Source organism: Streptomyces lonarensis (assembly GCF_012033735.1).
Classification (GTDB): domain Bacteria; phylum Actinomycetota; class Actinomycetes; order Streptomycetales; family Streptomycetaceae; genus Streptomyces; species Streptomyces lonarensis.
The window spans coordinates 1-25,485 of the sequence record NZ_JAAVJD010000061.1 but is presented as its reverse complement, the minus strand read 5'-3'; the positions used below and the strand labels follow the sequence as shown (position 1 = coordinate 25,485).

Below are 25,485 nucleotides of genomic sequence, written 5' to 3'. Positions count from 1 at the left end.
CCGCCGGACCTGGTCCGGACGGGCGGGCGCCGCGCGCGAGGCGTGAGGGCGGGGTTCAGCCCTTGCGGTTCTTGACCTCGTCGGTGAGGGCCGGGACGACGGTGAAGAGGTCGCCGACGACACCGAAGTCGACCAGTTCGAAGATCGGGGCCTCGGAGTCCTTGTTGACGGCCACGATCGTCTTGGAGGTCTGCATCCCGGCGCGGTGCTGGATCGCCCCGGAGATGCCGGCGGCGACGTAGAGCTGCGGGGAGACGGTCTTGCCGGTCTGCCCCACCTGGCTGGCGTGCGGGTACCAGCCGGCGTCGACGGCGGCGCGGGAGGCGCCCACGGCGGCGCCCAGCGAGTCGGCCAGCGCCTCGATCAGCGCGAAGTTCTCCGCGCCGTTGACGCCGCGGCCGCCCGAGACCACGATCGCGGCCTCCGTCAGCTCCGGACGGCCGGTGGAGGCCCGCGGGGTGCGGGAGACGACCTTGGTGCCGGTCGCCAGCTCGCCGAAGGAGACCTCCAGCTGCTCGACCGCCCCGGCGGCCGGGGCGGCCTCCGGGGCCGTGGAGTTGGGCTTGACGGTGATGACCGGGGTGCCGCGGGTGATCCGCGAGCGGGTGGTGTACCCGGCGGCGAACACCGACTGGGTGGCGACGGGACCCTCGTCGCCGGCGGTCAGGTCGACCGCGTCGGTGATGAGGCCGGACTCCAGGCGCAGCGCCAGCCGGGCGGCGATCTCCTTGCCGTCCGAGGACGAGGGGAACAGCACCGCGGCGGGCGACACCGCGGCCACGGCGGCCTGGACCGCGTCGACCTTGGGGACGACCAGGTAGTCGGCGAACTCCGGGGCGTCGGCGGTCAGGACACGCGTCGCGCCGTACTCGGCGAGGACCGGGGCGGCCTCGTCGGCGCCGGCACCGAGGTGGACGGCGACCGGGTCGCCGAGGCGGCGGGCGAGGGTGAGCAGTTCGAGGGTGGGCTTGCGGACGGAACCGTCGACGTGGTCGACGAAGACGAGGACTTCGGCCATGATCTGTCGCTCCTGCGTGATGGCGGGGATGAGGGGGGACCGGCTCGGGGAGCGGTCAGATGAACTTGTGCTCCGCGAGGTAGCCGGCCAGCTGCTTGCCGCCCTCGCCCTCGTCCGTGACGATCTCGCCGGCGGTGCGCGGCGGGCGGGCGGTGGCGTCCTCGACGGCGCTCCAGGCGCCCTCCAGGCCGACCGCGTCCGCCTCGATGTCGAGGTCCTCCAGGTCCCAGGTCTCCACGGGCTTCTTCTTCGCCGCCATGATCCCCTTGAAGGAGGGGTAGCGGGCCTCGCCCGACTGGTCGGTCACCGAGACGACGGCCGGCAGCGAGGCGCTGAGCTGCTCGGAGGCGGCGTCGCCGTCGCGCCGGCCGGTGACGGTGCCGTCGGCGACCGACAGCTCGGACAGCAGGGTGACCTGCGGGACGCGCAGCCGCTCGGCGAGCAGCGCGGGCAGCACGCCCATGACGCCGTCGGTGGAGGCCATGCCGCAGATGACCAGGTCGTAGCCGGTCTTCTCGATCGCCGCGGCCAGCACCAGGGAGGTGCCCAGCGCGTCGGTGCCGTGGAGGTCGTCGTCCTCGACGTGGACCCCCTTGTCGGCGCCCATCTGCAGCGCCTTGCGCACGGCGTCCTCCGCGTCCTCCGGGCCCACGGTGACGACGGTGATCTCCGCGCCCTCCGTGTTCCCGGCGATCTGGAGCGCCTGCTCGACCGCGTACTCGTCGAGCTCCGACAGCAGACCGTCGACCGACTCGCGGTCGGTGGTCAGGTCCTCGGTGAAGGCTCGGTCGCCGCTGGCGTCGGGCACGTACTTCACACAGACAACGATCCTCAGACTCACGCCGACTCTCCTACCTGCTCTCGGGGTCCTCTTCGACTGCCGTGACCGGCAGCCTATGCGCCGGAGGGGTTTCGCGGCGGGTGGGGACGCCGCACAGCCCGCCCCTCTTTGTTACTCACCAGTACAGCGTAGTCGAAACCCCGCCGGGACGGCGGGGTGGTGTGCGAAGCGGTCCCGCGCCGGGCTGCGGGCGCCGACGCGGCCCCGCCCGTTCACGGGTGGCGGGAGGGGCGGTCGGCGGGGCGGCGGGGTCAGCGCTCGCGGGCGTCGGCAGCGGCGGCGGCCGTGCCCACCGCCGCGATCACGTCGGCGCGACGCGGCGCCCCGGCGGCGCGGACGACCTCCCGGCCGCCCGCGTCCAGCACGACGGTGGTGGGGGTGGCGCGGACATCGGCGGCCCGGGTGAGGGACAACCGCTCGTCGGCGTCGACCTCGACGTGCACGACCCCGGGCACCATCGCCGCCACGTCCGCCAGGACGCGGCGCGTCGCCCGGCAGGGCGCGCAGAACGCGGAGGAGAACTGCACCAGGGTGGCCACCCGGCCCAGGTCGTCCCCGTCCACCGGCCACCACCGGACCGGACCGGCGTCGCCCTCACCCGTCACTGCCCCTCCTCGTCCGTCGCGTCACTGCGCTTCGTGGCCCGGCCGGCACCCGGCGCGTTCGCCGTCGGCCCTCGGCGTCGCCGCCGGTTCCGCCGCCGTCACCGGGGGTGCGCACGCCCGTCAATTTTCGCACGGGGTGCCGACCGGCCGTATGAAGTTACGGAAGCGTAGGTTAGTGTCCCTCCGCAGGGGACACCCCTCCCCCCTGGCCCGGACGGAAGAGGAACCCCAGCACATGGCAGATCTCGTCTACCCCCCGGTGGTCGGCGCGGCCCGCACCCTGTTCAAGGCGCTCGACCTGCGTTTCGACATCCAGGGTGTGGAGAACGTCCCCCGTGAGGGCGGCGCGGTGCTGGTGAGCAACCACATCGGCTATCTCGACTTCGTCTTCGCCGGGTTCGCCGCCCGGCCCTCGAAGCGGCTGGTCCGGTTCATGGCCAAGGACTCCGTCTTCCGCCACAAGGTCTCCGGCCCGCTGATGCGCGCCATGAAGCACATACCGGTGGACCGCGCCCAGGGCGAGCACGCCTTCCGGCACGCGGTCGACGCGCTGCGGGGCGGGGAGATCGTCGGCGTCTTCCCGGAGGCGACGATCTCGCAGTCGTTCACGCTGAAGAAGTTCAAGACGGGCGCGGCCCGCATGGCGCAGGACGCCCAGGTGCCAATTCTGCCCGTCGCCCTCTGGGGCACCCAGCGGCTGTGGACCAAGGGGCGCCCGCGCGACCTGCGGCGCAACCACTACCCGGTGACCATTCGGGTGGGCAGCCCGATGTCCCCCGGGCCGGAGGAGTCCGCCCAGGCGGTGACGGCGCGGGTCCGCGAGCGGGTGCAGGAGCTGCTGGAGGCGGCGCAGCGCGCCTACCCGGCCAAGCCGCGCGACGAGAAGGACACCTGGTGGCTGCCGGCCCACCTCGGGGGCACCGCACCGCCCCCGCCCGCGGCGGTCTGAGCGGCCCGGCTGCCGGGCGGGAGGACCGCCCGGCAGCCGACGGGTGCACGCGCCGCCGTCAGCGGCCCAGCTCCTCCCGGAGCGCCGCGAGGAAGCCGTCGACGTCCTCCTCGGTGGTGTCGAACGAGCACATCCACCGGACCTCGCCGGCGCGCTCGTCCCAGAAGTAGAAGCGGTACCGCTTCTGGAGCCTCTCGCTCACCTCGTGCGGGAGCCGCGCGAAGACCGCGTTGGCGTCCACCGGGTAGAGGATCTCCACCCCGGGGACCTCCCGGACGCCCGCCGCGAGCCGGGCCGCCATGGCGTTGGCGTGCCGCGCGCTGCGGAGCCAGAGGTCGCCCGCCAGCAGCGCCTCCAGCTGCACGGAGACGAAGCGCATCTTGGACGGCAGCTGCATCGACAGCTTCCGGATGTGCTTCATCCGCCGCACGGCGTCCGGGTCGAGCACGACCACGGCCTCGCCGAACAGCATGCCGTTCTTGGTGCCGCCGAACGAGACGACGTCCACGCCCGGCACGTTGGTGAGGGCGCGCATCGGCACGTCCAGCGAGGCCGAGGCGTTGGCCAGCCGGGCGCCGTCGAGGTGGACGAGCATCCCGTGCTGGTGGGCGTGGTCGCAGATCGCGCGGATCTCGTCCGGGGTGTAGACGGTGCCCAGCTCGGTGGACTGGGTGATCGAGACGACCTGCGGCATGGCGCGGTGCTCGTCCTCCCAGCCGAACGCCTGGCGGTCGATCAGCTCCGGGGTGAGCTTGCCGTCCTCGGTGGGGACGGTGAGGAGCTTCAGCGAGCCGACGCGCTCGGGGGCACCGCCCTCGTCGACGTTGATGTGGGCGCTCTCGGCGGCGATGACGGCGCCCCACCGGTCGGTCAGCGCCTGGAGCGCGACGACGTTGGCGCCGGTGCCGTTGAAGACCGGGTAGGCGTGGGCCCGGGGACCGAAGTGCGAGCGTATGACGCGCTGGAGGTGCTCGGTGTAGTCGTCGCCGCCGTAGGCGACCTGATGGCCGCCGTTGGCGAGGGCGAGCGCGGCGAGGATCTCGGGGTGCGTCCCGGCGTAGTTGTCGCTGGCGAAGCCGCGCACCTCGGGGTCGTGGTGGCGCTTGGCGTCGGTCCGCGCCGGGACCTGCCTCACGGCTGGGGTGTGAGCCACAGGCGCTGTCCGTTCACGTCGGCGGTGGTCCGGTTCCAGGTGTCGGTGACCGCCTCCGCGAGGTCGGTCACCTCGGTGAAGCCGGCGAACTTGGCGTTGGGCCGCTCGGCGCGCATCGCGTCGTGGACCAGCGCCTTGACGACCAGCACCGCGGCGGCGGCGCGCGGGCCCGCCTCGCCGCCGTCCTTGCGGAAACCGTCGGCCATGGCGAGCGTCCACGCCTCGGCGGCGGCCTTGGCCGCCGCGTAGGCGGCGTTGCCGCCGGTGGGGCGGCCCGCGCCCGCCGCACTGACGAGGAGGAACCGGCCGTTGCCGCTGCGGCGCAGCGCGGCGTCGAACGCCAGCGAGGTGTGCTGGACGGTGCGGATGAGCAGCGGCTCCAGCGCGTCCCAGTCGCCGAGGTCGGTCTCGGCGAAGGTCGCCGAGCCGCGCCAGCCGCCCACGAGGTGGACGAGGCCGTCGACGCGGCCGAACTCCTGCTCGCTGCGGTCGGCCCACTGCCGGGCGGCCGCCGGGTCCAGCAGGTCGACGGTGTCCCCGGTGACGGTGGTGCCGGGGTACGCGGCGCGGGTGGCGTCCACGGCGGTGGCGAGCCGCGCGGCGTCCGCGTCGGCGGCGACCACGGTGGCGCCGGCGGCCGCCAGCCGGAGCAGGGTGGCCTGGCCGGCCGGTCCGCCGGCGCCGGCCACGGCGACCACGGCGCCGTCCAGCGGGGTGGTCCCGCCGGTGTCGCCCGGTGTGCTGGAAGTCATCATGCTCGCCTCTCCTCGTCGGTCTTCCATCATGCCGCGTGCGGCGGCGGCCGGTCCTGTCGTCCCCGGTCAGGGGCGGGCGGGACGGCCGCGGCGCGGCCCGGCGAACCCCCGAGTACCCGCGTGCGGGCACGACCATGCCCGCGCGCGGGGCGCGGGCACGTCGGCGGGGTCCGGCCGGGCCGGCGGGCCGTTCAGGCGGCGGGGGTGAGCCGTTCCGCTGTGATCCCCTTCGTGGAGGCGACCACGGTGCGGAGCTTGCGGTTCAGCGCCTCGTAGAAGAGGCTCAGCGGGAACTCGTCGGGCAGCACGTCGTCGACCAGCTTGCGCGGCGGCAGCGTCAGGTCCAGCGCCTGCGGCCCCTGGGCCCAGGTGGAGCCGGGGTGCGGCGAGAGGTAGTCGGAGACGAGGTCGTACGCCTTGAGCCAGTGGACCAGCTTGGGCCGGTCGATGCCCTCCCGGTAGAGGGTCTCGATCTCCCGGCGGAGCCGGACGGTCACCTCGCGGGCCAGCTCCCAGTCGATGCTGAGCCGGTTGTCGGTCCAGCGCAGCGCGTCGTGGCGGTGCAGGTAGGCGAAGAGCAGCTGGCCGCCGAGCCCGTCGTAGTTGCGCACGCGTTCGCCGGTGACGGGGAAGCGGAAGATGCGGTCCAGGATGATGGCGTACTGGACGTCGCGGCCCTGCGGGTAGCCCTCGGCCTCCAGCTCGACCGCCTCCTGGAAGGCGGTGAGGTCGCAGCGCAGCTCCTCCAGCCCGTACATCCAGAACGGCTGCCGCTGCTTGATCATGAAGGGGTCGAACGGCAGGTCGCCGTGGCTGTGGGTGCGGTCGTGGACCATGTCCCACAGCACGAACGTCTGCTCGCAGCGCTGCTGGTCCGCGAGGAGGGCGCGGGCGTCCTCGGGCAGGTCGAGCCGGGTGACGTCGCGGGCGGCGTCCACGACGCGGCGGAACCGTGCCGCCTCGCGGTCGCAGAAGATGCCGCCCCAGCCGAACCGCTCGGGCGCCTCGCGGACGGCGATCGTCTCGGGGAAGAGCACCGCGGAGTTGGTGTCGTAGCCGGCGGTGAAGTCCTCGAAGGTGATGCCGAGGAAGAGCGGGTTGTCGTAGCGGGTGCGCTCCAGCTCCGCCAGCCACTCGGGCCACACCGTCCGGACCACGACCGCCTCCAGGTTGCGGTCCGGGTTGCCGTTCTGCGTGTACATGGGGAAGAGCACCAGGTGCTGCTTCCCGTCGGCCCGGTCCGCCGCCGGGGTGAAGGCCAGCAGGGAGTCGAGGAAGTCGGGGACGCCGAACCCCTCGGCCGCCCAGCGCCGCAGGTCGGCGACGAGGGCGCGGTGGTAGGCGGCGTCGTGCGGCAGCAGCGGGGAGAGCTCCTCGACGGCTGCGGCGACGCGCTCCACCTGCTCCGTCAGCTCCTCGGCCGTGGGGGCGTCCTCCGCGGCCAGGTCGACCGAGCCGTCCGCCGACTGGGCGGGGCGGATGACCTCGACGGCACGCTTGAGCACCGCCCAGGCGGGCTGCTCGACGACATGCGGGGCATCCGCGTACCCCGTTGCGGTGACTCGGGCTTCCGTCATGACCGTTCCTCCACGCCTGGTGCTCTTCCCTGGGCGGCTGGAAGGCCGCCGAGACGGCAGTGATCCTCGCAGAGAATCCCTTCACCGTAAATATTACGGCCTCACTCCGATTCGGCCGCTGGTTTTCCTGTCATACCCCAGGAACCCGTTGTTCACCCCGGTCACCTACAGTGGCGGCGGTCACCCGGGGCAGACCCGCCTCCCCCGACCCGCGGACCCCCGGCGCACCGCGCCCGCACTGCGCACCCGAGGCCCGCGTCCACCACGCACGCCCAGAGAGGCCCACCGCCCATGCCGCTGCTGACCGTCGGACACCGGGGACTCATGGGAGCGGAGCCGGAGAACACGCTCCGTTCGTTCCGCCGCGCGGAGAAGGAAGGGGTGGACGCCGTCGAACTCGACATCCACCTCAGCGCCGACGGCCACCTCGTGGTGATGCACGACACCACCGTGGACCGCACCACCGACGGCAGCGGACGCGTCGCCGAACTGTCCCTGGCGGAGGTACGCCGCCTCGACGCCGGCCTCGGCGAAGGGGTGCCGCTGTTCGAGGAGGCGATGACCAGCGTCTCGACACCTGTGCAGGCCGAGATCAAGGACGTCGCCGCCGCCCGCGTCCTGGCCGCCTCCATCACCCGCCACGGGTTCCAGGACCGGGTGCGGGTGATCTCCTTCCACGACGCCGCGCTGCGCGAGACCCGCGCCCTGCTCCCGGAGATCCCGATCGCGCTGGTCACCGGCGAGAGCACCCCCACGGCCGCGGACCGGGCCGTCGCGCTCGGGGCGGACATGGTCTCCTGCGAGTTCCCGCTGCTCACCCCGTCCGTGGTGCGCGACTGCCACGCCGCGGGCCTGGCGGTCATCAGCTGGACCGTCAACACCCCGGCGGAACTCGCCCGGGCACGGGAGCTCGGCCTCGACGGCGTCGTCACCGACGAACCCGAGCTCGCACACGCCGCCATCGGTCACGGCTGAGCACCCCGGGCGCGGCCGCGTCGGCACCCGCCGGTCGCGCGCGCCGACCCCGCTCGTCGGCCACACCGGCCGGTCCTCCCCCGCCCGGGGGCCGGGCGGCCCGGACGTCCGGCCCGGGCCGCCCCACGCTCTGAGGTGTACGTCACCCCCGGGAACCGCGCGGACGCGCGGGGTCCTAGGGTGAGGACATGGTCATCGCGCTCACGCTGCTCGCGTTGGGCGGACTCACCGCGGCACTGGCGCCGCGCGTGCTGGTCCGCGGTTCCTGGCCCGACCGGGAGCCGGTACTGGCGCTGTGGGTCTGGCAGTGCGTCGTCGCCGCCGTCCTGATGTGCTGCGTACTGGCCATGGCGCTCTCCGGCGCCGCGGCGTGGCACCGGGTCCGCGGCCAGCTGTTCGCCCCCGCCCCGACCTCCGTCCTCGACGCCTACGCCCTGCACCCCGACGGGGAGCAGTGGGCGGCGGCCGTCGCCGTCCTGCTGGCCGCCGGCGGGCTGTGGACCGCGATCATGCTGGTCCGCGAGATCGCCTCGACCCGCGCCGCCCGGCGGCGGCAGCGGGCAGCGCTGCTCGCCCGCGTCCCGCAGCTGCCCGGCGAGGAGCCCGGCTCCGAGCGGCTGGTGATCGTGGAGGACGACCGGCCGGGTGCCTGGCTGCTGCCCGGCGCGGACCGACAGGTGCTGATCACCTCCGGCGCGTTGCGGCGGCTGCGCGGCAAGCAACTGGACGCGGTGCTCGCCCACGAGCAGGGGCACGCGCGAGCGCGCCACGACTGGCTGCTGCACTGCTCGGGCGCGCTCTCCCGGGGCTTCCCCCAGGTGCCGGTCTTCGCGGGCTTCCACCGCGAGGTGCACCGGCTGGTGGAGATGGCGGCAGACGACAGCGCCTCCCGCCGCTACGGCCGGATGACGACCGCGCTGGCGCTGCTGGGACTCAACGAGGACCGCGACGCGTTCGCCCCGAACCGGCAGCTCCCCAGCCCGCTGGCGCGCCGGGTGGACCGGCTCATCGCGCCGCTGCCGCGGTTCGCGGTCCCCCGCCGGCTGCGGCTCACGGCCGCCGCGGCGCTGCTGCCGGCGGTCCCGCTGCTGGTCGCCTTCGCGCCGGGTATCAGCTCGCTGGGCTGAGCGGCGCACCCGCCGCACGTCGCGGATCGGGACCGGGCCGACCACGCCCCTGCACGGCGCGCCGAAACCCGAGGGACACGGCGGTGGCGTCGTGCCAGACTCAGCCGCATGTCCGTTCGCTATCCCCGCCCGCTGCGCCCCGGTGCTCGCGTCGGCATCACCTCCCCGTCGAGCGGAGTCGGGGACGAGGTGCGCGCCCGGTTCGACGTGGCCGTGGGCGACCTGCGGGCCCGGGGATACGAAGTGGTCGTGGGCCACTGCATGGACGGCACCGGTCACGTCAGCGCCCCCGCGGTCGACCGCGCCGCCGAACTCGTGTCGATGATGACCGATCCGGGAATCAGCGCGGTGGTGCCGCCCTGGGGCGGGGAGACGGCGATCGACCTGCTGCCCCTGCTCGACTGGGACCGGCTGCGCGACGCCGACCCCACCTGGCTCGTCGGCTACTCCGACATGTCGACCGTCATGACGCCGCTGACCCTCCTCACCGGCACGGCGACGCTGCACGGCAACAACCTCATGGACACGCCCTACCGGGTCCCCGAGGGGCTGCTGTCCTGGCTCGACATCGCCGCCGCCCCGCAGGGCCGGCCCCTCACGCAGCGCCCGCCCGAACGCCACCGCGCCTCGGACGGCGCCGACTACCGCACACGGCCCGAGGTGCGCGACCACGTGCTCGACACGGTCGGCCGCTGGACCCGGCTGGACGCGGCGGAGGACGTGGCGGTGGAGGGCCGACTGATCGGCGGCTGCATCGAGACGCTCTGCAACCTCGCGGGAACGGCCTACCTCGACGTCCCCGCCTTCGCGCGGGCCGAATCCCCCGACGGGGTCCTCATCTACGTCGAGGCGGCCGGCGACGACGCCTTCGCCATCTGCCGGAACCTGCACGGGATGCGACTGGCCGGCTTCTTCGACGCGGCGAACGCCGTCCTCGTCGGCCGGACATCGGCACCTGACGCCCCCTCGCTCACCCAACGCCAGGCCGTTCTCGACGCCCTCGGCCCCCTGGGCGTCCCGATCATCGCCGACGTCGAGTGCGGGCACGTCCCGCCGTTCCTGCCCCTCGTCAACGGGGCCCGGGGCCGGGTCGTGCACACCGCGACCCGCAGCGAGCTGACCCAGACCCTGGACTGACACCCCGAGCCCGCTGTCGTCGCCGGGTTCACCGGGGCCGTTCACCCGCCGCCGGGACCGGACCCGCCGCTGCCGCCTCCCGCACTCCGCCGTCCGCGTGCGCTCGATGGAGCCACGCGGGCGGAGGCGGACCGGACGCCGGGAAAGTGGCGCCGCCGGATTCACCCGGAAGGGGGGTACGGCCAGGTGGCGGGGTGCGCTGCGGCGAGCCGCACCGGCGGCGAGCGGTGAACTCCGCCGCCGGGCCAGCCGTCGCTCCCGGGCGCCGCAGTGGCGCCCCGAAACGGTCACGAACCGCTGTGACCTGCACGTTCAGAGCCGGTATCGGGCGGTCCCCCGCTCCGCCCGATACCGGCATCCCCCGAACGCGGCCTGCGTTCCGCAGCCGCGCGTCCACAGTATACTGGCTGCCAGCCAGTCAACGCGGAGTTTCCGTTATGTCCCCTCGCCGACCCGCGGTCAACGCGGAACTTCGGCGGCGCTCCCGGGAGCGCCTGCTCCGCGCCACGGTCGAACTGGTCGCGGAACGCGGCTACGAGGCGACCACGCTGGGGGACATCGCGGACCGCTCGGGCTCGGCCCGCGGCCTGATCTCGTACTACTTCCCCGGCAAGCGGCACCTCCTCCAGTCCGCCGTCCACCGCCTGATGCACCTGCGGGTCGAGGAGGCACTGCTCCGCGCGCCCGCGCCGCACGGCGAGAACGCCGGCGACGAGACGCTGGCGCGGGCGATCGACGCGGTCCTGACCATCGCGGTGGACCAGCCGGTCCTGATGCGCGCGCACATGGCGGGCCTGCTCCAGCAGGAGGGTTTCGTGCACTGCGTGGAGCAGCAGCGGCTGGGCACCCTGCTGCGCGGCGCACTGGTGGCGCACGGCTCGGCGGACCCCGAGACCGACTACCCGATACTCCGGGCGCTGCTGATGGGCGCTGTGGTGGCCGTCCTGCTGCCGGGTGCCGCCCTTCCGGCGGCCCGGCTCCGCGCCGAGCTGTTCGACCGGTACCGGCTGGAGTGGGAACGCGGCTTCCCGCCCTCCTCCGAGACGGCCCCCGCCCCGGACGGACCGGCCGCGCCGCCGGCCCCGGCCACGGACGGCTGACAGGCCGTCACACCCCGACAGGAATCGGCCAGGTGGCGGAGCGGCCTGCCGTCGGCCGCCACCGCCGCGCACCGCTGCCACCAGCAGCCGCACGGGGTGTGCCGCCCCCGGCACACCTCCCCCACCCCTCGAACACGAGTCCTCCCGGTGTGGCATCATCACTTCGCTGTCGAAGCGTGATGGGGAGGGCGGCATGAGCCCGGGAACGTCCTGCGCCGCGTGCGGACACCCGACCGGGGTGACCGGGGAGCGGGGCTGCGACTGTCCGCCCGCCGGCCGGGAGGACGCCGGCGCCGCAGAGGCACGCCACCGCTCCGCGGAGCCCTCCGGACCGGGGCCGTCCGGGCCCGGGCACGGCGGGGCCGCGCAGGAGGGGACGGCCGAGGAGGCCGCCCCGATCCGCCCGCTGCTGCCGCCGAACCAGGGCCCGAGCCCCGGTGACCTGGCGATGTTCTCCGACACCGCGCGGCTGCCGCTGGTACGCGAGGAGGACGCCCACCGGCCCGGGGCGTACCCGCCGCCCCACGACACCCCGGCCGAGCAGGCGCCACTGCCGCCCGCCGCCGCAGCGCTGGACGTGACACCGCCGGAGGGCACCGACACCAAGGCGCGCCGCAGCCGCCGCAAGCCGCGCCACCGCCGGTCGTCCTACCTGGCGGGCACCGCGGTCGCCGTGGTGGTCGGGTGCACCGCCGTCGTGACCTCCGTCCTGGGCGGGCGGACGGCGGAGGACACGGCCTACCACGACGTGGACCCGGCGCCGGAGTTCGACCTCGCCCCCGACGACGCGCCCCCCGCCCCGGAGGGCGAGGAGCAACCGGAGAGCGACGCGGAGACCACGGAGGAGCCGGCCCCGCAGGACGGGGTGCCGGACGAGACCGCGGACGGCACGACCGGCCCCGAGCCGTCCGCGCCCCCGGTCGACCGGGAGGCCGAGGGGCCGGCCGGGGACGGCACCCCCGACCGCAGCCGCCCCCGGCAGGAGAGCGGCTCGGTGGGCGTCGCCCCGCCGCCGTCCAGCGGTGAGGACAGCCCGCCGCCGCCCGTCGACACCGCCCCGGAGGAGGTCGTCCGCGGGCCGAACGCCCTGCTCGGTCCGGGCGACGAGGGGGCGGAGGTCCGGGCGCTCCAGGAGCAGTTGAACGCGGTCGGCGACCACTTCGCCGTGCCGGTCACCGGCGTCTACGACCAGGCGACCTTCGAGAGCGTCGCCCGGTTCCAGGAGTGGTACGGCGTCTGGCAGCGCGAGGTGCGCGGCGTCTACTGCACCGTCACCGACGAGCGCATGGAGGCGTTCTTCGCCGAGTGACCCCCGGCCGGAGGGCGCCACCGCTCTCTCGCCCCGCGTCCCCGCGGCGGCAACCGGCGGCGTCGCGGCTCAGTGCGTGTTCGTGGCCCCCGCGCCGGACCCGCGAGCCGGCAACGGCCTTCTGCCGCGTTGCCGGGAACGCCCGCGGTCGACCCGCGTGAGGGCGCGCCCCTGCGCCGTGCGGCCGACCGCGCCCGACGCCGCGAGCTGGTCCGCCGCGGGGCCTCCCGCCCGCCCTCAGGGCAGCCGCCAGTCGACCGGCTGGGCCCCCAGCCGCACCAGGTGCTCGTTGGCGCGGCTGAACGGCCGCGATCCGAAGAAGCCGCGGTCCGCCGACATCGGCGAGGGGTGCGCCGACTCCACCGCCGGCAGGTTGCCGAGCAGGGGGCGCAGCGAGCGGGCGTCCCGGCCCCAGAGCACCGAGACCAGCGGGGTGCCGCGTGCGACCAGCGCGCGGATCGCCTGCTCGGTGACCTCCTCCCAGCCCTTGCCGCGGTGTGCGGCGGGCCGCCCCGGCGCCGTGGTGAGCGCCCGGTTGAGCAGCAGGACGCCCTGGCGCGTCCACGGGGTCAGGTCGCCGTTGCCGGGGCGCGGCGCCCCGGTGTCGTCGTGGAGTTCCCGGAAGATGTTCTCCAGGCTGCCCGGGAGCCGCCGCACCTCCGGTGCGACGGCGAAGCTCAGGCCGATGGCCATGCCGGGCGTCGGGTAGGGGTCCTGACCGACGATCAGCACCCGGACCTCGGCGAACGGCTGCTGGAAGGCCCGCAGCACGTGGGCGCCGGCGGGGAGGTAGGTGCGTCCGGCGGCGATCTCGCCGCGCAGGAAGTCCCCCATCTCCGCGATCTTCCCGGCGACGGGGGCGAGGGCCTCGGCCCAGCCGGGCTCGACAAGTTCACTCAACGGTCGTGCTGCCACAGTGCGTCACCCTACCGGCCCAACGGGGCGGCCACCGCTCGCCCGCCGCAGGACCGGTGCCGGGCGATAGGCTTCGCGCCGTCGCCGCCCGCCCGACCCCCGGAGCGCCCATGACCAGCCGCAGCCGCCACCTCGCGCGCGGGTGCCACCGCACCCGGCCGACCGGGCCCGCACGGTGACGGGCTGGGTCCTCGGGGTGGACTCCGGCGGTTCCGGGCTGCGCGCGGCGCTGGCCCGCCCGGCCGCCGACGGACAGGTCACCGCCGCGGCGACGTTCACCTCCCGCGTGCCGGTGCGGACGGCCGCGGCCGGCATCGATGCCGGACACCTGCTGGACCAGCTGCTGCCCGCGCTGCCGCGGATGCTCCAGGAGGCCGCGGCCGCCCGGGGCGCCGCCCCGGGCCCGGCGACCGTCTCGGCGGTCTGCGTCGGCGCGGCGGGGATGGCGACACTCGGCGGCGACCTCCGGGCGACGCTGCCCGGGGCGCTGGCCGAGCGGTTCGGCCCGGTACGCCTGGCGCTGGCGGCGGACGCCGTCACCGGATACGCGGGGGCGCTGGGACAGCGGGCGGGCGCGGTGGTGGCCGCCGGAACCGGGATGATCGCGCTCGGCACCGACCTGCGGGAGTGGCGCCGGGTCGACGGCTGGGGACACCTCCTCGGCGACTGCGGCAGCGGCGCCTGGATCGGGCGCGCCGGGCTGGAGGCGGCGATGCGGGCGCACGACGGCCGCCCCGGCGGCTCCGGCGCGCTGCTGGCGGCGGCGCGGGAGCAGTTCGGCGACCCGGGCGCCCTGCCCGGGGCGCTGTACCCGCGGCCCGACCGTCCGGCGGTGCTGGCCTCGTTCGCCCCCGCGGTGGCCGCCGCTGCCGCCGACCGGGACCCGGTCGCCCTCGCCGTGCTGGGCGAGGCCGGGCGGCAGATCGCCGAGACCGCGGCGGCGGCGTGCCCGCCCGGCGCGGAGGCGCCGCTCCTCGCCCTGACCGGCGGGCTGCTGAACATCGGCGCGCCGCTGCTGGAGCCGCTGCACGCCGAGTTGGCGCGCTCGCTCCCCGGCCACCGGACGGTGGAGGCGGCCGGCGGACCGCTGGAGGGCTCCCTGCTGGTGGCGGCGCGGCTGGCCGACGGCGCACTGCGGCTCCCGGCCGACGGCACGCTGCTCCGCCTGGTGTGAGCCGGCGGCGGACGCCGTACCCGCCGCCGCCCGGCGTGGGCCCGGATCGGCGCGGACACGGAGCGGCACGGACCCGGACCCGGCGAGGTGACGCTCCGCGGTCGGCCGCCCCCGCCGCCGCGGCACATCACCCGACAAACGGGACAGTGGTGGCGTAGTGCGCCCCCGGCCGAACAGCCGAGCACACCAAGGCATTAACATGCGACCACATGAGCTCCTCCACAGGGTCAGGATCGGGCCTGCCCGTACGAATGCCTCGTCCCCGCCAGTCAGGACGGCACCGCCGCCCGGAGCCGGTGTCGGCGCCCGAAGGCGCCCCCGTGCTGGTCCTGGCCGTGCCCGGGACTCCCAGTGCCGAGGCCAGGAGCCTGGGCGAAGAAGTGGTGAGCATCGCCCGCGCGGAGCTGCCCGGCCTGCACGCGGTCGTCGCCTTCACCGAGGGGACGGGTGACGAGTACCCCGCCCTCCAGGAAGTCCTGACCGAGGTGACCGCCGGTCGCGTCGAGTCGCCGGACGAGCCGCCCGCGGTCGTGGTCCCGCTGCTCGCGGGCCCTGACAGCGTGCAGCTGCGCGCCCTGCGGCAGGCCGTCCTCAACAGCGGCTCGGGTGCCGCCCTCACCGAGGTGCTGGGCCCGCACCCGCTGCTCGCCGAAGCCGTCCACGTCCGTCTCTCGGAAGCCGGTCTCGCCCGTGCCGACCGGGCGCGCCTGTTCACCGTGGCCACCGCCGCGGACGGCATCATCCTCGCCACCGTCGGCGGCGAGGAGGCCGAACAGGCAGCCGGTATCACGGGCATGCTGCTGTCGGCACGGCTCGCCGTGCCGGTGCTGACCGCCGGCCTGGACACCGAGGGTTCGGTGGCCGCCGCCGCCCGCCAGCTGGTGGACTCCGGCTCGCAGCAGCTGGCGCTCGCCCCGTGCCTGATCGGCCCGGAGGTGCCCGAGGGCCTGCTGGCGGCCGCGGCCGAGGAGGCCGGGTGCGCCATGGCCGAGCCGCTCGGCGCCTACCCGTCCGTCGGCAAGCTGGTGCTCTCCGCCTACACCGGACACCTCGGAATCCAGCCCCAGCCCGCCACGGCGCACTGACGCCCCGACACCGCACGACGACGGCCGGTCCCCGATCCGGGGGCCGGCCGTCGTCGTGCGTCGCGCCCGGCGCTCAGCCGCGCAGCAGCACGCAGGCAGGGGCGGGCAACTCCAGCCGCCCCGCGGGGGCGGGGACACCGGTCTCCGGGTCGACGGCGAACCAGGTGACGTCCCCGGAGCGCTCGTTGGCGACGTAGAGCCGCCGCCCGTCCTCGCTCACGGTCAGGTCGCGGGGCCAGTGGCCGCCGCAGGCCACCGAAGCGCGCACCCGCGGCCCGTCGCCGCCGTCCAGCGACAGGACGGCGACCTCGTCCGCGCCGCGGACCGCGACGTAGAGCCACCGGCCGTCGCCGGTCACCCCGAGCCCGGAGGGGTAGTCGGGGTCCGCCCCGGCGGGGCTGCCCGGCAGCGCGGTGCGGGCGGTGACCTCCAGCTCGCCCCGGTCCGCGTCCCACCGGCAGGTGGTGACCTGCGGGTCGAGCTCGCTGACCACGTGGACGGTGGTGCCGTCGGGGTGGAAGACGAGGTGGCGCGGGCCGTCCCCGGCGGGGAGGCGCAGACTGCCGTGCGGCCGCTGCGTGCCGTCGGCGGGGTCGAGGGCGTACACCAGGACGCTGTCCGTGCCGAGATCCGCGCAGAGCAGCCACGCGCCGTCGGGCGAGAGGGCCACGCCGTGGGCGTGCGGGCCGGCCTGGCGCTCGGTCACCGGGCCGCTCCCCCGGTGCGGGGTGACGACGGCCTCCCCGTGCGGCGTCCCGTCCGCCGCGAGGGCGATGGAACTGACCGAACCGGAGGTGTAGTTGGCGAGGTAGGCGCGGCGGGCCGAGACCGCCAGATGGGTGGATCCGGCGCCGCCCGCCGGGGTGGGCGGCGCGAGGAGACGGGGGTTGTCCGGATCGGCCAGGTCCAGGGCGGCGAGCGCCCCGGCGTCGGTCTCACCGGCCGCGTACAGCGTGCCGCCGTCCCGGGACAGCGCCAGATAGGAGGAGTTGTCCAGCGGCCTCAGTCCCGACAGCACGGTGAGGGCGCCGTCCGCCGGGTCGACGGCGGCGACCGTGATGCCGCGCCCGCCCTGTGAGGTGAACGATCCGATGTAGGCCCTGGTCGCTCCGCGCGTCATGGGTTCCCGTCCTGCCGCTGGGTGGCACGCCGCGCCCCGGCGACGCGGCGGGGGTGCTCCGGTGGCGCGCGTCGGCGCCCGGACCGCCCGGGCGACCGTAGCACCGGCGTCCCACGAGAGCCCGGGGCGACCGGCATTGCAGCCGGGCCGGGACGGGTGGGCGGGCGGGTCGGACGGCGCCGACCAGGTGGCGGCTGGTCAGGTGGTCGCGGGGCGGGTGGTCACGGGGGCGGCGACCTCGCGACGTGCCGCCCAGGCGAGGCCCCCGAGGAGGTGCCGCCGGAACTCCGGGTGCGCGTAGTGCTCGGCACCGTGGCCGAGCGCGGTCTGGAAGGACCGCCCGCCGCAGAGCTCGTGGCACCAGACCAGGGGGTGCCGGGCGCCCATCGTCCCGCCCCGGTACGTGGACTCGTCGACGGTCGCCAGCACGCGGACGTCGTCCCCCGGCCCGTCGCGGAAGTTGTACCACTCGTCGCTCCACTCCCAGCGCCCGGGCAGGTGGGAGACGGCGGGGTGGCCGGGATCGGTGACCTCGACGACGGCCGGCTGGATCGGGGGGTGGCCGTCGAACCGCGCGCCGACGAGCCGCCCGTACCAGGGCCAGTCGTACTCGGTGGTGGTCGCGGCGTGCACCCCGGCGAAGCCGCCTCCGGCCTCGCAGTGGGCGCGCAGCGCCTCACGCCCGGCCGGGTCGAGGACCTCCCCGCTGGTGGAGAGGAAGACGACCAGTTCCGCGCCGGCGGCGAGCGCCTCGGTGAGCTCGGCGGCGTCCTCGGTCGCCGTCACGGACCAGCCCTGTGTGACGGCGAGTTCGGAGACGGCGCGCACGGCGGCCGGGATGGAGGCGTGGCGGTAGCCGGTGGTGCGGCTGAAGAGCAGGACGCGGGTGGGCATGGGCGTCATGCTAGGCGCCCGGTCGTCCTGCCGCGGGCGGTGCGCCGCACGGCGTCGGCCGCGTCGCCGACCGGTCGGCGCACAGGCCGGCGGGCGCGCTCGGAGCGCGCGCGGGACGCGCGCGGCGCGGCGTCCACCCGCACTCCGGGGACAGCCGGGTGACCGCCCGGGCGGTGGCCGCGCCGCGGCGCGGCTCCGCGGCAGGCGGCGGTTATGGTCGCCCGCATGACCGCCGCACGGTTCAAGGCCCTCGCCCTCGAAGCCCGCGACCACCAGCGGCTCGCCGACTGGTGGTGCGAGGCCCTGGGGTACGAGCGGTGCGCGCCGGGCCCCCGCGTGCACTGGCCCGACGGCTGGCCGGTGCTGATCACCGACCCGGAGGCGGTGGGCCCGCCGATCTGGGTCACCCCGGCCGGCGAGGAGAGCGGTCCGCACCATGCCGTGCGGCTGGAGGTGTACGGGCAGGTCGCGGAGTTGGTCGCGCTGGGCGCCCGGGAAGTGCCCACCCATCGGCCGCCGCAGGCGCACTGGCACCTGCTGGCCGATCCGGAGGGGAACCGGTTCGGTGTCTTCACCCCGCCGCCGGAGGGGCCGGCGGTGTCGCTGGGGGTGCGCTGAGCGGTCGGCGCGTCGGCGGTCGACGGGCGGGCCGCCCGCGCGGCCCGCCCCGGCCCCCAGCGGGCCCCACCGCCCGTCAGGAGGCGCGGCGGGCGCGCAGCACGGCGTCCCGGAAGGTCAGCGGCGTGCCGTCGGGGCGGGTTCCCTCGCGGTCGACGTCGGCGCAGACCTCGATCTCCCAGTCCGCGCCCAGCGCCAGCGACTCCCGCACCTCCGCCGCCCCGGGCAGGTGGACCCGGTGGTCGTGCTCCTTGGGGCCGCCCGGCACCTCGGCGTGGCCCACCACCAGCAGGGTCCCGCCGGGCAGCACCGCCTCGGCCGCGCGGCGCAGCACCGCCTCGCGCGGCAGCGGGCCGTAGGAGTGCAGGAACTGGGCGGACACCAGGTCGAAGCCGCCCTGCGGGAACGAGGCGCCGAGGTCGTGGCGCTGCCAGTCGATCCGGTCGGCGAGACCGCGCGCGGTGGCGACGTCGGCGGCGCGCTCCAGTGCCACCCGGGAGATGTCGACGGCGGTGACCCGCCAGCCCCGGGCGGCGAGCCACAGGGCGTCGCCGCCCTCACCCGCGCCCAGGTCGAGCGCGCTCCCGGGCGGGAGGGCGGCGGCGTGCTCCACGAGCGGGGCGTTGACCCGGCCGCTCCAGATCCGGTCCGCCGCGGCGTACCGGGCGTCCCAGAACTCGGTCTCGGTCTGCCCCTCCTCGGGCACGGGCGGCGCCGATCCGGTGGGTGCGCCGGCGGTGGGGCCGGTGGCGGTGGTCGGTTCGGTGGCGGTGGTCGGTTCGGTGGCGGTGGGGCCGGTGGTCGGTTCGGTGGCGGTCACGGGGTGCCTCTCGTCGATGGGGTGGTGCGGTCGCGCGGGCGGGGTGGCGGCCGGGTCCGGCCGCCGACGGGTCACTGCCCGGCAGGGTCGGTGGTGGGTGCGGCGTCGCTCCGCGCGCGGCGGGCGGCGACGGCGCGGCGGGTCTCCGCCGCGACGAGGTCGGCGTTGATGGCGGCGCCGGCCCGCTGACCGGCGGCGGCAGCGCCGATGACCTGGTCGGTGAGGGCGGAGACGTTGCCCGCGACCCACAGGCCGGGGACGGTGGTGGCGCCGGTGGCGTCGGCGGTCGCGTGGGTGCCGACGACGTGGTCGCCCATCGCGAGGTCGGTGAGTTCGGCGCCGAGGTCGGTGAGAACGCCGGAGCGCGCGGACAGCCGCGGGCCGATCACCAGCACCTCGCGGGGGACGTGCCGTCCCGCGACCCGCACCCCGCTGAGCCGCCCGTCCGTCTCGTCGACGCCGGTCACCTCGCCGGGGACGAGCGTGATGCCGCGGGCGGCGAGCTGCTCCGCGGCCTCGTCCTCCGGCGGCTCGGCGCCGCTGAAGAACAGCAGGTCGTCGGTCCACTGCCGCCACAGCAGCGCCTGGTGCACCGAGAGCGGCCCGCCGCCGAGGACGCCCACGGGCCTGTCGCGGACCTCCCAGCCGTGGCAGTACGGGCACGACAGGACGCCGCGTCCCCACTGCGCGGCCAGGCCCGGCAGCTCGGGCAGCTCGTCGACGAGCCCGGTGGCGACCAGGAGGCGGTCGGCGGTGAGCGCCGTCCCGTCGGTCAGGGTGAGGAGGAAGCGGTCGTCGGGGAGCCGCGCCGCGGAACGGACCTCCCCCGGCCGGTGGGCACCGCCGTGCGCGGCGACCTCGGCGCGACCGGCGGCCAGCAGTTCGGCCGGCGGGGTGCCCTCGCGGCCGAGGTAGCCGTGGACGGCGGCGGCGGGCGCGTTGCGGGGCGCGCCGGAGTCGACGACGAGGACGTCGCGGCGGGCGCGTGCCAGGGTCAGCGCGCCGCTCAGGCCGGCGGCTCCGCCCCCGACCACGATGACCTCGTGGTGGCGGGCGTCTCCCGGTGCTGCTGTCTCGTGGTTGCGGTTCATGGTCTTCTCGGCTCTCTCGCGGGGCGGGCGGGCCCCCTTAGGTACGGGCTGCCGATCGTGGACCCGGCCGCCCGCGCGGGCAACTTCTGTTGCCGGTACGGCAACGGGCCCGGCGCGGGCCGTTGCCGTACCGCGGCGGGCGTACCGGGGCGGACGGCGGCGGGGACGGCCGCCGCGGGGTGGGAGAATCGCCCGGTACGACGGACGGGCGGAAGGGTCGCGACGGGCATGCGGATGATCGACACGGTGGCGTGGGTGTGTCTGGCCGACGGCCGGGTGCTGGGCACCCGGACCAGGGGGCGCGAGCTGTTCTACATCCCGGGCGGGAAGCGCCGGTCGGGCGAGAGCGACACCGACACCCTCTTCCGGGAGGTGCGGGAGGAGGTCGCGGTGGACCTGCTCCCGGGCACGGTGGAGCACTTCGGCACCTACGAGGCCGAGGCGGACGGCCACGGCGCCGGGGTGCTGGTGCGGATGGCGTGCTACACCGCGCAGTACCGGGGCACCCCGGTCGCCTCCGCCGAGATCGAGGAGGTGCGGTGGCTGGAGTTTGCCGACCGCGACCTCACGGCGCCGGTGGACCGCGCCGTGTTCGACGACCTCAAGGCCGCCGGCCGCCTGGTGTGACCCCGCCGGGCGCCGGCGGGCCGGGACCGGCCGCACCGGTCGGCACCGCACCGGTCGGCACCGCACCGGTCGGTTCGGCGCCGTTTCAGGAGACGGCGGCGTCGGCGGACTCGCGGCGCCCGGCGTCCCGGCGGAGCAGTTCGGCGTAGTGGCCGTCGCGCGCCAGCAGCTCCTCGTGGGTGCCGCGTTCGACGACGTGCCCGCCGCTGAGGACGGCGATCTGGTCCGCGTCGCGGATGGTGGAGAGCCGGTGGGCGATGGTGATGGTGGTCCGCCCGGCGGCGAGCGCGTCGATCGACGCCTGCACCGACCGCTCGGTGCGGGTGTCCAGCGCGCTGGTGGCCTCGTCGAGGATCAGCACCGGCGGGTCGCGGAGGATGGTGCGGGCCAGCGCGAGCCGCTGCTTCTCACCGCCGGAGAAGCGGTAGCCGCGTTCGCCGACGAGGGTGTCGTACCCCTGCGGCAGACCGGCGATGTGCTCGTGGATGTGGGCGGCGCGGCAGGCCCGCTCCAGTTCGGCGTCGGTCGCGTCGGGGCGGGCGAAGCGGAGGTTGTCGGCGACGGAGGCGTGGAAGAGGTAGGTCTCCTGGGAGACGACCCCGATGCCGCGCGCCAGGGAGTCGAAGTCCAGCTGCCGCACGTCCACGCCGTCGAGGGTGACGCGGCCGCTGGTGACGTCGTAGAGCCGGGGGACGAGGTAGCCGAGGGTGCTCTTCCCCGAGCCGGTGGCTCCGACGACGGCGAGGCTGCCGCCGGCGGGCACCACGAGGTCGACCGCGGTGAGCACGGGCGGCGCGCCGCCGGGGTCGTAGGAGAAGGTGACCTCCTCCAGCCGGACCTCGCCGCGGGCGCGCCGCAGCCGGACCGGGTCGGGGCGCTCGGTGATGTCGGGGGTGAGGTCGAGGTACTCGAAGATGCGCTGGAAGAGCGCGAGCGACGCCTGGACGTCGACGCCCGTGGAGAGCAGGGCGACGGTAGGGCGCAGCAGCCCCTGCTGCAGGGTGACGAAGGCGACGAGGGTGCCGATGGAGGGCGCGGCACCGCCGAACTGGAACATCAGCCCGGCGGACCAGTACAGCAGCGCGGGGATGGCCGCCATGATCATGCCGATGGTGGCGAGCCGCCAGCGCCCGGCCATCGAGGCGCGGACCTCCAGGTCCACCAGGCCGGCGGACTCGCGGGAGAAGGCGTCGGTCAGGGAGTCCGAGCGCCCCATGGTGCGGCCGAGGAGGATGCCGCTGACGGAGAGCGACTCGGTGACGTGGGCGGCCATCTCGGCCATCTGCTTCTGCCGCTGGGTGGTGATGCGGCGGCGCTCCCGGCCCACCCGGCGGGCGATGGCGGCGAAGACCGGGAGCAGGGCGAGGGAGACCAGGGTGAGCCGCCAGTCGAGGGCGAGCATGGCGACGACGGTGGCGACGACGGCGGTGACGTTGGAGACCAGCGAGGTGGCGGTGGAGGTGACGGTCGCCTGCATGCCGCCGATGTCGTTGGCGATGCGCGACTGGACCTCGCCGGTGCGGGTCCGGGTGAAGAAGGCGAGCGGCATCTCCTGGAGGCGGGCGTAGACCCGGGTGCGCAGGTCGTGCATGACCCGCTGGCCGACGCGGGTCGAGATGAGGGTCTGCAGGACGCCGAAGACGCTGCTGAGGACGGCAGCGGCGATCATGCCCAGAGCGAGGAGGCCGAGCAGGCCGGTGCGGCCCTCGGGCAGCGCGGTGTCGATGATCTCGCGGAGCAGGAACGGGGTGGCGACGGCGACGACGGACGAGGCCGCCACCAGTCCCCCGACCACGGCGAGCCGCCCCCGGTAGGGGTGGAAGAGGGAGACGATGCGACGCAGTTCGTGGGGCCGCCGGTCGGCCGCTCCGTCGGGTTCCTCCGGCGGCCCGGCTGGCGTGTCGTGGTGCAATGGGATCCTTAGGGAGGGTTTGCGAGGTCGGGAACAGTCCAGACTACGGCGGTGGCGCTGCCGCCGGACCGGTACGACGGAACTGTTCACCTGCTTACGGAGCCTGTCCCCGTTTCTTCTCTTCGGCCCGCTCACGACCGCGGCGGGTCACCGCACGGCCGCCGGACGGCGTGCGCTCGGCGCACGGGGCGGCGACTCGGGACCGACGACCGGGGGCCGAGCGGGCGCCGCCGGGCGGGGCCGGTCGCACGCCACGGCTGGCCGCGGGCGGCGCGGCCGTGCTACCAACCGTCCATGGTCGATCACACCCATTACGACGCCGTCATCGTCGGCGGGGGCCACAACGGGCTCGTCGCCGCCGCCTATCTCGCGGGCGCGGGCCGCCGGGTCCTGCTGCTGGAGCGGCTGGAGCAGACGGGCGGGGCCGCCGTCTCCACCCGGCCGTTCAGCGGCGTGGACGCCCGTCTCTCCCGCTACTCCTACCTGGTCAGCCTGCTGCCGCCGCAGATCGTCGCGGAGCTGGGACTGCGGCTGGAGCTGCGGCGCCGGAGCGTCTCCTCCTACACCCCGGCGGTGCGCGACGGCCGGGCGACGGGGCTGCTGGTCGGCTCCGACACCTCCGCGACCCGCGAGTCGTTCGAGCGGCTGACCGGTTCCGACCGCGAGTTCGCCGCGTGGCAGCGGTTCTACGCGATGACGGGGCGCGTCGCGGAGCGCGTCTTCCCCACCCTGACCGAACCGCTCCCCGATCGCGCGGCGCTGCGGGACCGCGTCGGGGACCGGGCGGCGTGGCAGGCCCTGTTCGAACGCCCGCTGGGCGAGGCGGTGGAGGAGCACTTCGCCGACGACCTGGTGCGGGGCGTCGTCCTGACCGACGGGCTGATCGGCACCTTCGCCGGCGCGCACGACGCCTCACTGCGGCAGAACGCCTGCTTCCTCTACCACGTGGTGGGCGGCGGCACCGGCGACTGGGACGTCCCGGTCGGCGGCATGGGCGCGGTGACCGACGCGCTCGCGGCGGCGGCCCGCGGGGCCGGGGCGGAGCTGCGGACCGGGCACGAGGTGGTGGGGATCGCGGCGGACGACCACCGGGCGGAGGTGACCTACCGCCACCGCGACACGGAGCGCACGGTGGGCGCCGACCGGGTGCTGGTCAACGCCTCGCCGCGGGAACTGGCCCTGCTGCTGGGCGAGGAGCCGCCGCCGGCGCAGGACGGCGCGCAGTTCAAGGTCAACATGGTGCTGCGGCGGCTGCCGCGGCTCGCGGACCCCTCGGTGGGCGCGTCGGACGCGTTCGCGGGGACCTTCCACGTCGGCGAGGGGTACCGGGCGCTCGACCGCGCCTACCGGGAGGCCGCGGCGGGCGGGCTGCCGCAGGCACCTCCGTCGGAGATCTACTGCCACTCGCTGACGGACTCCTCGATCCTCGGCGGTCCTCACGCGGAGGCCGGCTGGCACACGATGACGCTCTTCGGCCTGCACACGCCGGCGGCGCTGTTCCGTTCCGACAACGAGGGCACCCGCGAGCGGCTGCTGGCCGCGACGCTGGCGGAGTTGGACCGGCACCTGGGCGAGCCGCTGGCGGACTGCCTGGCGCGGGACGCGGAGGGCCGCCCCTGCGTGGAGGCGAAGACACCGGTGGACCTGGAGCGGGAACTCCGACTGCCGGGCGGCAACATCTTCCACCGGGACCTGACCTTCCCGTTCGCCGACGAGGAGGCACGGGAGGCGGGTCCCGGCTCGGCGGCGGCGCGCCGGTGGGGCGTGGCGACCGACCGCGACACCGTCCTGCTGTGCGGGGCGGGCGCCGTGCGGGGCGGCGGGGTCAGCGGAATCCCCGGCCACAACGCGGCGATGGCGGCGCTGGGCCGCTGAGAGCGCGTTCGGGAGGCGGGCGTTCCCGGTGTTCCCGGCGGCGGGCACCGGGAACGCGTGGTGCGTGCATTGGTATGGACATGTTCACTGAGCAACCACTAGCCTCAGACTTGGTCTAGACCTTCTTCGTTCGCGCGCGATCACGAGCTCACCCCCCACACACCTGGAGCGAGTCATGCGCACCAAGCTCACCGCTGCCGTCACCGGCCTCGGGCTGGCCGCCGCCACGGTGCTGGCCGCCGCCGGCGCCGCCAACTCCCACGGCTACACCACCTCCCCCACCAGCCGTCAGGCCCACTGCGCCCAGGGCGCCGCGCCCGACTGCGGCAACATCGTCTGGGAGCCGCAGAGCGTCGAGGGCCCCAAGGGCTTCCCGCAGGCGGGCCCCGCCGACGGCGCCATCTGCTCCGGCGGCAACGGCCAGTTCTCCCAGCTGGACCAGCCGCGCAACGCCTCCTGGCCCACCACCTCGCTCTCCCCCGGTGCGGGCTTCACCTTCGACTGGACCATCACCGCCGCCCACAGCACCACCGACTTCCGCTACTTCGTCACCAAGGACGGCTGGGACCCCAACACCCCGCTGACCCGCGCCGACCTGGAGCCCCAGCCGTTCCTGACGGTCCCCATGGACGGCCGGCAGCCCAACTGGTCCGAGAGCCACACCGGAACGCTCCCGCAGAAGAGCGGACGCCACCTGATCCTCGCGGTCTGGGACGTCGCGGACACCGCCAACGCCTTCTACGCCTGCTCCGACGTGCAGTTCTGACCCGCCCGGCAGGCACTCCGCCCCGCCCGCGCCGTCACGGCG

Annotated in this window: 24 protein-coding genes; 12 read left to right on the top strand and 12 right to left on the bottom strand. The window is 75.6% G+C overall.

What is annotated here, in order from left to right; all coding sequences use genetic code 11:
* Nucleotides 1-55: 55 nt before the first annotated feature.
* The 3 genes from HCN56_RS10630 to HCN56_RS10620 all read right to left on the bottom strand — a co-directional run bounded on the left by HCN56_RS10630 (nucleotide 56) and on the right by HCN56_RS10620 (nucleotide 2,464).
* The gene (locus HCN56_RS10630; protein WP_167969665.1) at nucleotides 56-1,018 is read right to left on the bottom strand and encodes an electron transfer flavoprotein subunit alpha/FixB family protein; all 963 of its coding nucleotides are present in this window, start codon (nucleotides 1,016-1,018) and stop codon (nucleotides 56-58) included.
* 55 nt (nucleotides 1,019-1,073) lie between these two features.
* On the bottom strand, nucleotides 1,074-1,859 hold the full coding sequence (locus HCN56_RS10625; protein WP_167969663.1) for an electron transfer flavoprotein subunit beta/FixA family protein: 786 nt from the start codon (nucleotides 1,857-1,859) through the stop codon (nucleotides 1,074-1,076).
* A 251-nt stretch (nucleotides 1,860-2,110) separates the two neighbouring features.
* A complete protein-coding gene (locus HCN56_RS10620; protein WP_167969661.1) occupies nucleotides 2,111-2,464 on the bottom strand; it encodes a TlpA family protein disulfide reductase in 354 nt (117 codons plus the stop codon).
* A gap of 235 nt (nucleotides 2,465-2,699) precedes the next feature.
* Here HCN56_RS10620 and HCN56_RS10615 point away from each other — a divergent pair, with 235 nt between their 5' ends.
* Entirely contained in the window at nucleotides 2,700-3,413 is a 714-nt protein-coding gene (locus HCN56_RS10615; protein WP_167969659.1) for a lysophospholipid acyltransferase family protein, read from the top strand.
* A 58-nt stretch (nucleotides 3,414-3,471) separates the two neighbouring features.
* Here the strand turns inward: HCN56_RS10615 and HCN56_RS10610 are convergent, their stop codons facing one another.
* The 3 genes from HCN56_RS10610 to HCN56_RS10600 form a co-directional block, all read right to left on the bottom strand.
* Nucleotides 3,472-4,548 (bottom strand): threonine aldolase family protein, encoded by a 1,077-nt coding sequence (locus HCN56_RS10610; RefSeq protein WP_167969657.1) that lies wholly within the window; start codon nucleotides 4,546-4,548, stop codon nucleotides 3,472-3,474.
* On the bottom strand, nucleotides 4,545-5,318 hold the full coding sequence (locus tag HCN56_RS10605) for an SDR family NAD(P)-dependent oxidoreductase (protein ID WP_167969672.1): 774 nt from the start codon (nucleotides 5,316-5,318) through the stop codon (nucleotides 4,545-4,547). The genes HCN56_RS10610 and HCN56_RS10605 overlap by 4 nt, the downstream gene beginning before the upstream one ends.
* A 194-nt stretch (nucleotides 5,319-5,512) precedes the next feature.
* Nucleotides 5,513-6,898: a DUF6421 family protein gene (locus tag HCN56_RS10600; protein WP_167969655.1), complete on the bottom strand. Its 1,386-nt coding sequence runs from the start codon at nucleotides 6,896-6,898 to the stop codon at nucleotides 5,513-5,515.
* A 291-nt stretch (nucleotides 6,899-7,189) separates the two neighbouring features.
* On the opposite strand from HCN56_RS10600, the gene HCN56_RS10595 reads away from it, so the two are divergent.
* From HCN56_RS10595 to HCN56_RS10575, 5 genes are all read left to right on the top strand, one after another.
* The gene (locus tag HCN56_RS10595; RefSeq protein WP_167969653.1) at nucleotides 7,190-7,873 is read left to right on the top strand and encodes a glycerophosphodiester phosphodiesterase; all 684 of its coding nucleotides are present in this window, start codon (nucleotides 7,190-7,192) and stop codon (nucleotides 7,871-7,873) included.
* Between the two features lie 188 nt (nucleotides 7,874-8,061).
* Entirely contained in the window at nucleotides 8,062-9,000 is a 939-nt protein-coding gene (locus HCN56_RS10590; protein ID WP_167969651.1) for a M56 family metallopeptidase, read from the top strand.
* Nucleotides 9,001-9,108: 108 nt separating this feature from the next.
* On the top strand, nucleotides 9,109-10,137 hold the full coding sequence (locus HCN56_RS10585) for a S66 family peptidase (RefSeq protein WP_167969649.1): 1,029 nt from the start codon (nucleotides 9,109-9,111) through the stop codon (nucleotides 10,135-10,137).
* Nucleotides 10,138-10,574: 437 nt separating this feature from the next.
* On the top strand, nucleotides 10,575-11,237 hold the full coding sequence (locus tag HCN56_RS10580) for a TetR/AcrR family transcriptional regulator (RefSeq protein ID WP_167969647.1): 663 nt from the start codon (nucleotides 10,575-10,577) through the stop codon (nucleotides 11,235-11,237).
* Between the two features lie 193 nt (nucleotides 11,238-11,430).
* Complete coding sequence (locus tag HCN56_RS10575; RefSeq protein ID WP_167969645.1) at nucleotides 11,431-12,546, top strand: peptidoglycan-binding protein; 1,116 nt, start codon at nucleotides 11,431-11,433, stop codon at nucleotides 12,544-12,546.
* 237 nt (nucleotides 12,547-12,783) lie between these two features.
* Here the strand turns inward: HCN56_RS10575 and HCN56_RS10570 are convergent, their stop codons facing one another.
* A complete protein-coding gene (locus HCN56_RS10570; RefSeq protein ID WP_167969643.1) occupies nucleotides 12,784-13,461 on the bottom strand; it encodes a uracil-DNA glycosylase in 678 nt (225 codons plus the stop codon).
* Nucleotides 13,462-13,603: 142 nt separating this feature from the next.
* Between HCN56_RS10570 and HCN56_RS10565 the strand changes: the two genes are divergently transcribed.
* Nucleotides 13,604-14,635: an N-acetylglucosamine kinase gene (locus tag HCN56_RS10565; protein WP_167969641.1), complete on the top strand. Its 1,032-nt coding sequence runs from the start codon at nucleotides 13,604-13,606 to the stop codon at nucleotides 14,633-14,635.
* 209 nt (nucleotides 14,636-14,844) lie between these two features.
* The gene (locus HCN56_RS10560) at nucleotides 14,845-15,720 is read left to right on the top strand and encodes a sirohydrochlorin chelatase (RefSeq protein WP_167969639.1); all 876 of its coding nucleotides are present in this window, start codon (nucleotides 14,845-14,847) and stop codon (nucleotides 15,718-15,720) included.
* Between the two features lie 73 nt (nucleotides 15,721-15,793).
* Here the strand turns inward: HCN56_RS10560 and HCN56_RS10555 are convergent, their stop codons facing one another.
* Both HCN56_RS10555 and HCN56_RS10550 read right to left on the bottom strand, forming a co-directional pair.
* Nucleotides 15,794-16,840, bottom strand: coding sequence for a lactonase family protein (locus HCN56_RS10555; protein WP_167969637.1), 1,047 nt, complete (start codon nucleotides 16,838-16,840; stop codon nucleotides 15,794-15,796).
* A 198-nt stretch (nucleotides 16,841-17,038) separates the two neighbouring features.
* Nucleotides 17,039-17,734: a ThuA domain-containing protein gene (locus HCN56_RS10550; protein WP_167969635.1), complete on the bottom strand. Its 696-nt coding sequence runs from the start codon at nucleotides 17,732-17,734 to the stop codon at nucleotides 17,039-17,041.
* A 225-nt stretch (nucleotides 17,735-17,959) separates the two neighbouring features.
* On the opposite strand from HCN56_RS10550, the gene HCN56_RS10545 reads away from it, so the two are divergent.
* Nucleotides 17,960-18,352, top strand: coding sequence for a VOC family protein (locus HCN56_RS10545; RefSeq protein WP_167969633.1), 393 nt, complete (start codon nucleotides 17,960-17,962; stop codon nucleotides 18,350-18,352).
* 76 nt (nucleotides 18,353-18,428) lie between these two features.
* Here the strand turns inward: HCN56_RS10545 and HCN56_RS10540 are convergent, their stop codons facing one another.
* Together HCN56_RS10540 and HCN56_RS10535 are read right to left on the bottom strand one after the other, a co-directional pair.
* The gene (locus tag HCN56_RS10540) at nucleotides 18,429-19,058 is read right to left on the bottom strand and encodes a class I SAM-dependent methyltransferase (RefSeq protein ID WP_167969669.1); all 630 of its coding nucleotides are present in this window, start codon (nucleotides 19,056-19,058) and stop codon (nucleotides 18,429-18,431) included.
* 185 nt (nucleotides 19,059-19,243) lie between these two features.
* Entirely contained in the window at nucleotides 19,244-20,263 is a 1,020-nt protein-coding gene (locus HCN56_RS10535) for an NAD(P)/FAD-dependent oxidoreductase (RefSeq protein ID WP_167969631.1), read from the bottom strand.
* 228 nt (nucleotides 20,264-20,491) lie between these two features.
* On the opposite strand from HCN56_RS10535, the gene HCN56_RS10530 reads away from it, so the two are divergent.
* Complete coding sequence (locus HCN56_RS10530) at nucleotides 20,492-20,890, top strand: NUDIX hydrolase (protein ID WP_209312584.1); 399 nt, start codon at nucleotides 20,492-20,494, stop codon at nucleotides 20,888-20,890.
* An 85-nt stretch (nucleotides 20,891-20,975) separates the two neighbouring features.
* Here HCN56_RS10530 and HCN56_RS10525 read toward each other — a convergent pair whose 3' ends face one another.
* Nucleotides 20,976-22,802: an ABC transporter ATP-binding protein gene (locus HCN56_RS10525; protein ID WP_167969629.1), complete on the bottom strand. Its 1,827-nt coding sequence runs from the start codon at nucleotides 22,800-22,802 to the stop codon at nucleotides 20,976-20,978.
* Nucleotides 22,803-23,096: 294 nt separating this feature from the next.
* Here HCN56_RS10525 and HCN56_RS10520 point away from each other — a divergent pair, with 294 nt between their 5' ends.
* Together HCN56_RS10520 and HCN56_RS10515 are read left to right on the top strand one after the other, a co-directional pair.
* Nucleotides 23,097-24,677 carry a phytoene desaturase family protein gene (locus HCN56_RS10520; RefSeq protein ID WP_167969627.1) on the top strand — a complete coding sequence of 527 codons (1,581 nt, stop codon included), beginning with the start codon at nucleotides 23,097-23,099 and terminating at the stop codon, nucleotides 24,675-24,677.
* Nucleotides 24,678-24,852: 175 nt separating this feature from the next.
* Nucleotides 24,853-25,443 carry a lytic polysaccharide monooxygenase auxiliary activity family 9 protein gene (locus tag HCN56_RS10515; RefSeq protein ID WP_167969625.1) on the top strand — a complete coding sequence of 197 codons (591 nt, stop codon included), beginning with the start codon at nucleotides 24,853-24,855 and terminating at the stop codon, nucleotides 25,441-25,443.
* The last annotated feature ends 42 nt before the right edge of the window (nucleotides 25,444-25,485 follow it).

Bases quoted from the DNA above. Each gene is read 5' to 3' on its own strand.
- HCN56_RS10630 (WP_167969665.1), bottom strand. From the start codon at position 1,018: ATGGCCGAAGTCCTCGTCTTCGTCGACCACGTCGACGGTTCCGTCCGC.
- HCN56_RS10615 (WP_167969659.1), top strand. From the start codon at position 2,700: ATGGCAGATCTCGTCTACCCCCCGGTGGTCGGCGCGGCCCGCACCCTG.
- HCN56_RS10605 (WP_167969672.1), bottom strand. From the start codon at position 5,318: ATGACTTCCAGCACACCGGGCGACACCGGCGGGACCACCCCGCTGGAC.
- HCN56_RS10600 (WP_167969655.1), bottom strand. From the start codon at position 6,898: ATGACGGAAGCCCGAGTCACCGCAACGGGGTACGCGGATGCCCCGCAT.
- HCN56_RS10595 (WP_167969653.1), top strand. From the start codon at position 7,190: ATGCCGCTGCTGACCGTCGGACACCGGGGACTCATGGGAGCGGAGCCG.
- HCN56_RS10590 (WP_167969651.1), top strand. From the start codon at position 8,062: ATGGTCATCGCGCTCACGCTGCTCGCGTTGGGCGGACTCACCGCGGCA.
- HCN56_RS10585 (WP_167969649.1), top strand. From the start codon at position 9,109: ATGTCCGTTCGCTATCCCCGCCCGCTGCGCCCCGGTGCTCGCGTCGGC.
- HCN56_RS10580 (WP_167969647.1), top strand. From the start codon at position 10,575: ATGTCCCCTCGCCGACCCGCGGTCAACGCGGAACTTCGGCGGCGCTCC.
- HCN56_RS10575 (WP_167969645.1), top strand. From the start codon at position 11,431: ATGAGCCCGGGAACGTCCTGCGCCGCGTGCGGACACCCGACCGGGGTG.
- HCN56_RS10560 (WP_167969639.1), top strand. From the start codon at position 14,845: ATGAGCTCCTCCACAGGGTCAGGATCGGGCCTGCCCGTACGAATGCCT.
- HCN56_RS10555 (WP_167969637.1), bottom strand. From the start codon at position 16,840: ATGACGCGCGGAGCGACCAGGGCCTACATCGGATCGTTCACCTCACAG.
- HCN56_RS10550 (WP_167969635.1), bottom strand. From the start codon at position 17,734: ATGCCCACCCGCGTCCTGCTCTTCAGCCGCACCACCGGCTACCGCCAC.
- HCN56_RS10545 (WP_167969633.1), top strand. From the start codon at position 17,960: ATGACCGCCGCACGGTTCAAGGCCCTCGCCCTCGAAGCCCGCGACCAC.
- HCN56_RS10535 (WP_167969631.1), bottom strand. From the start codon at position 20,263: ATGAACCGCAACCACGAGACAGCAGCACCGGGAGACGCCCGCCACCAC.
- HCN56_RS10530 (WP_209312584.1), top strand. From the start codon at position 20,492: ATGCGGATGATCGACACGGTGGCGTGGGTGTGTCTGGCCGACGGCCGG.
- HCN56_RS10520 (WP_167969627.1), top strand. From the start codon at position 23,097: ATGGTCGATCACACCCATTACGACGCCGTCATCGTCGGCGGGGGCCAC.
- HCN56_RS10515 (WP_167969625.1), top strand. From the start codon at position 24,853: ATGCGCACCAAGCTCACCGCTGCCGTCACCGGCCTCGGGCTGGCCGCC.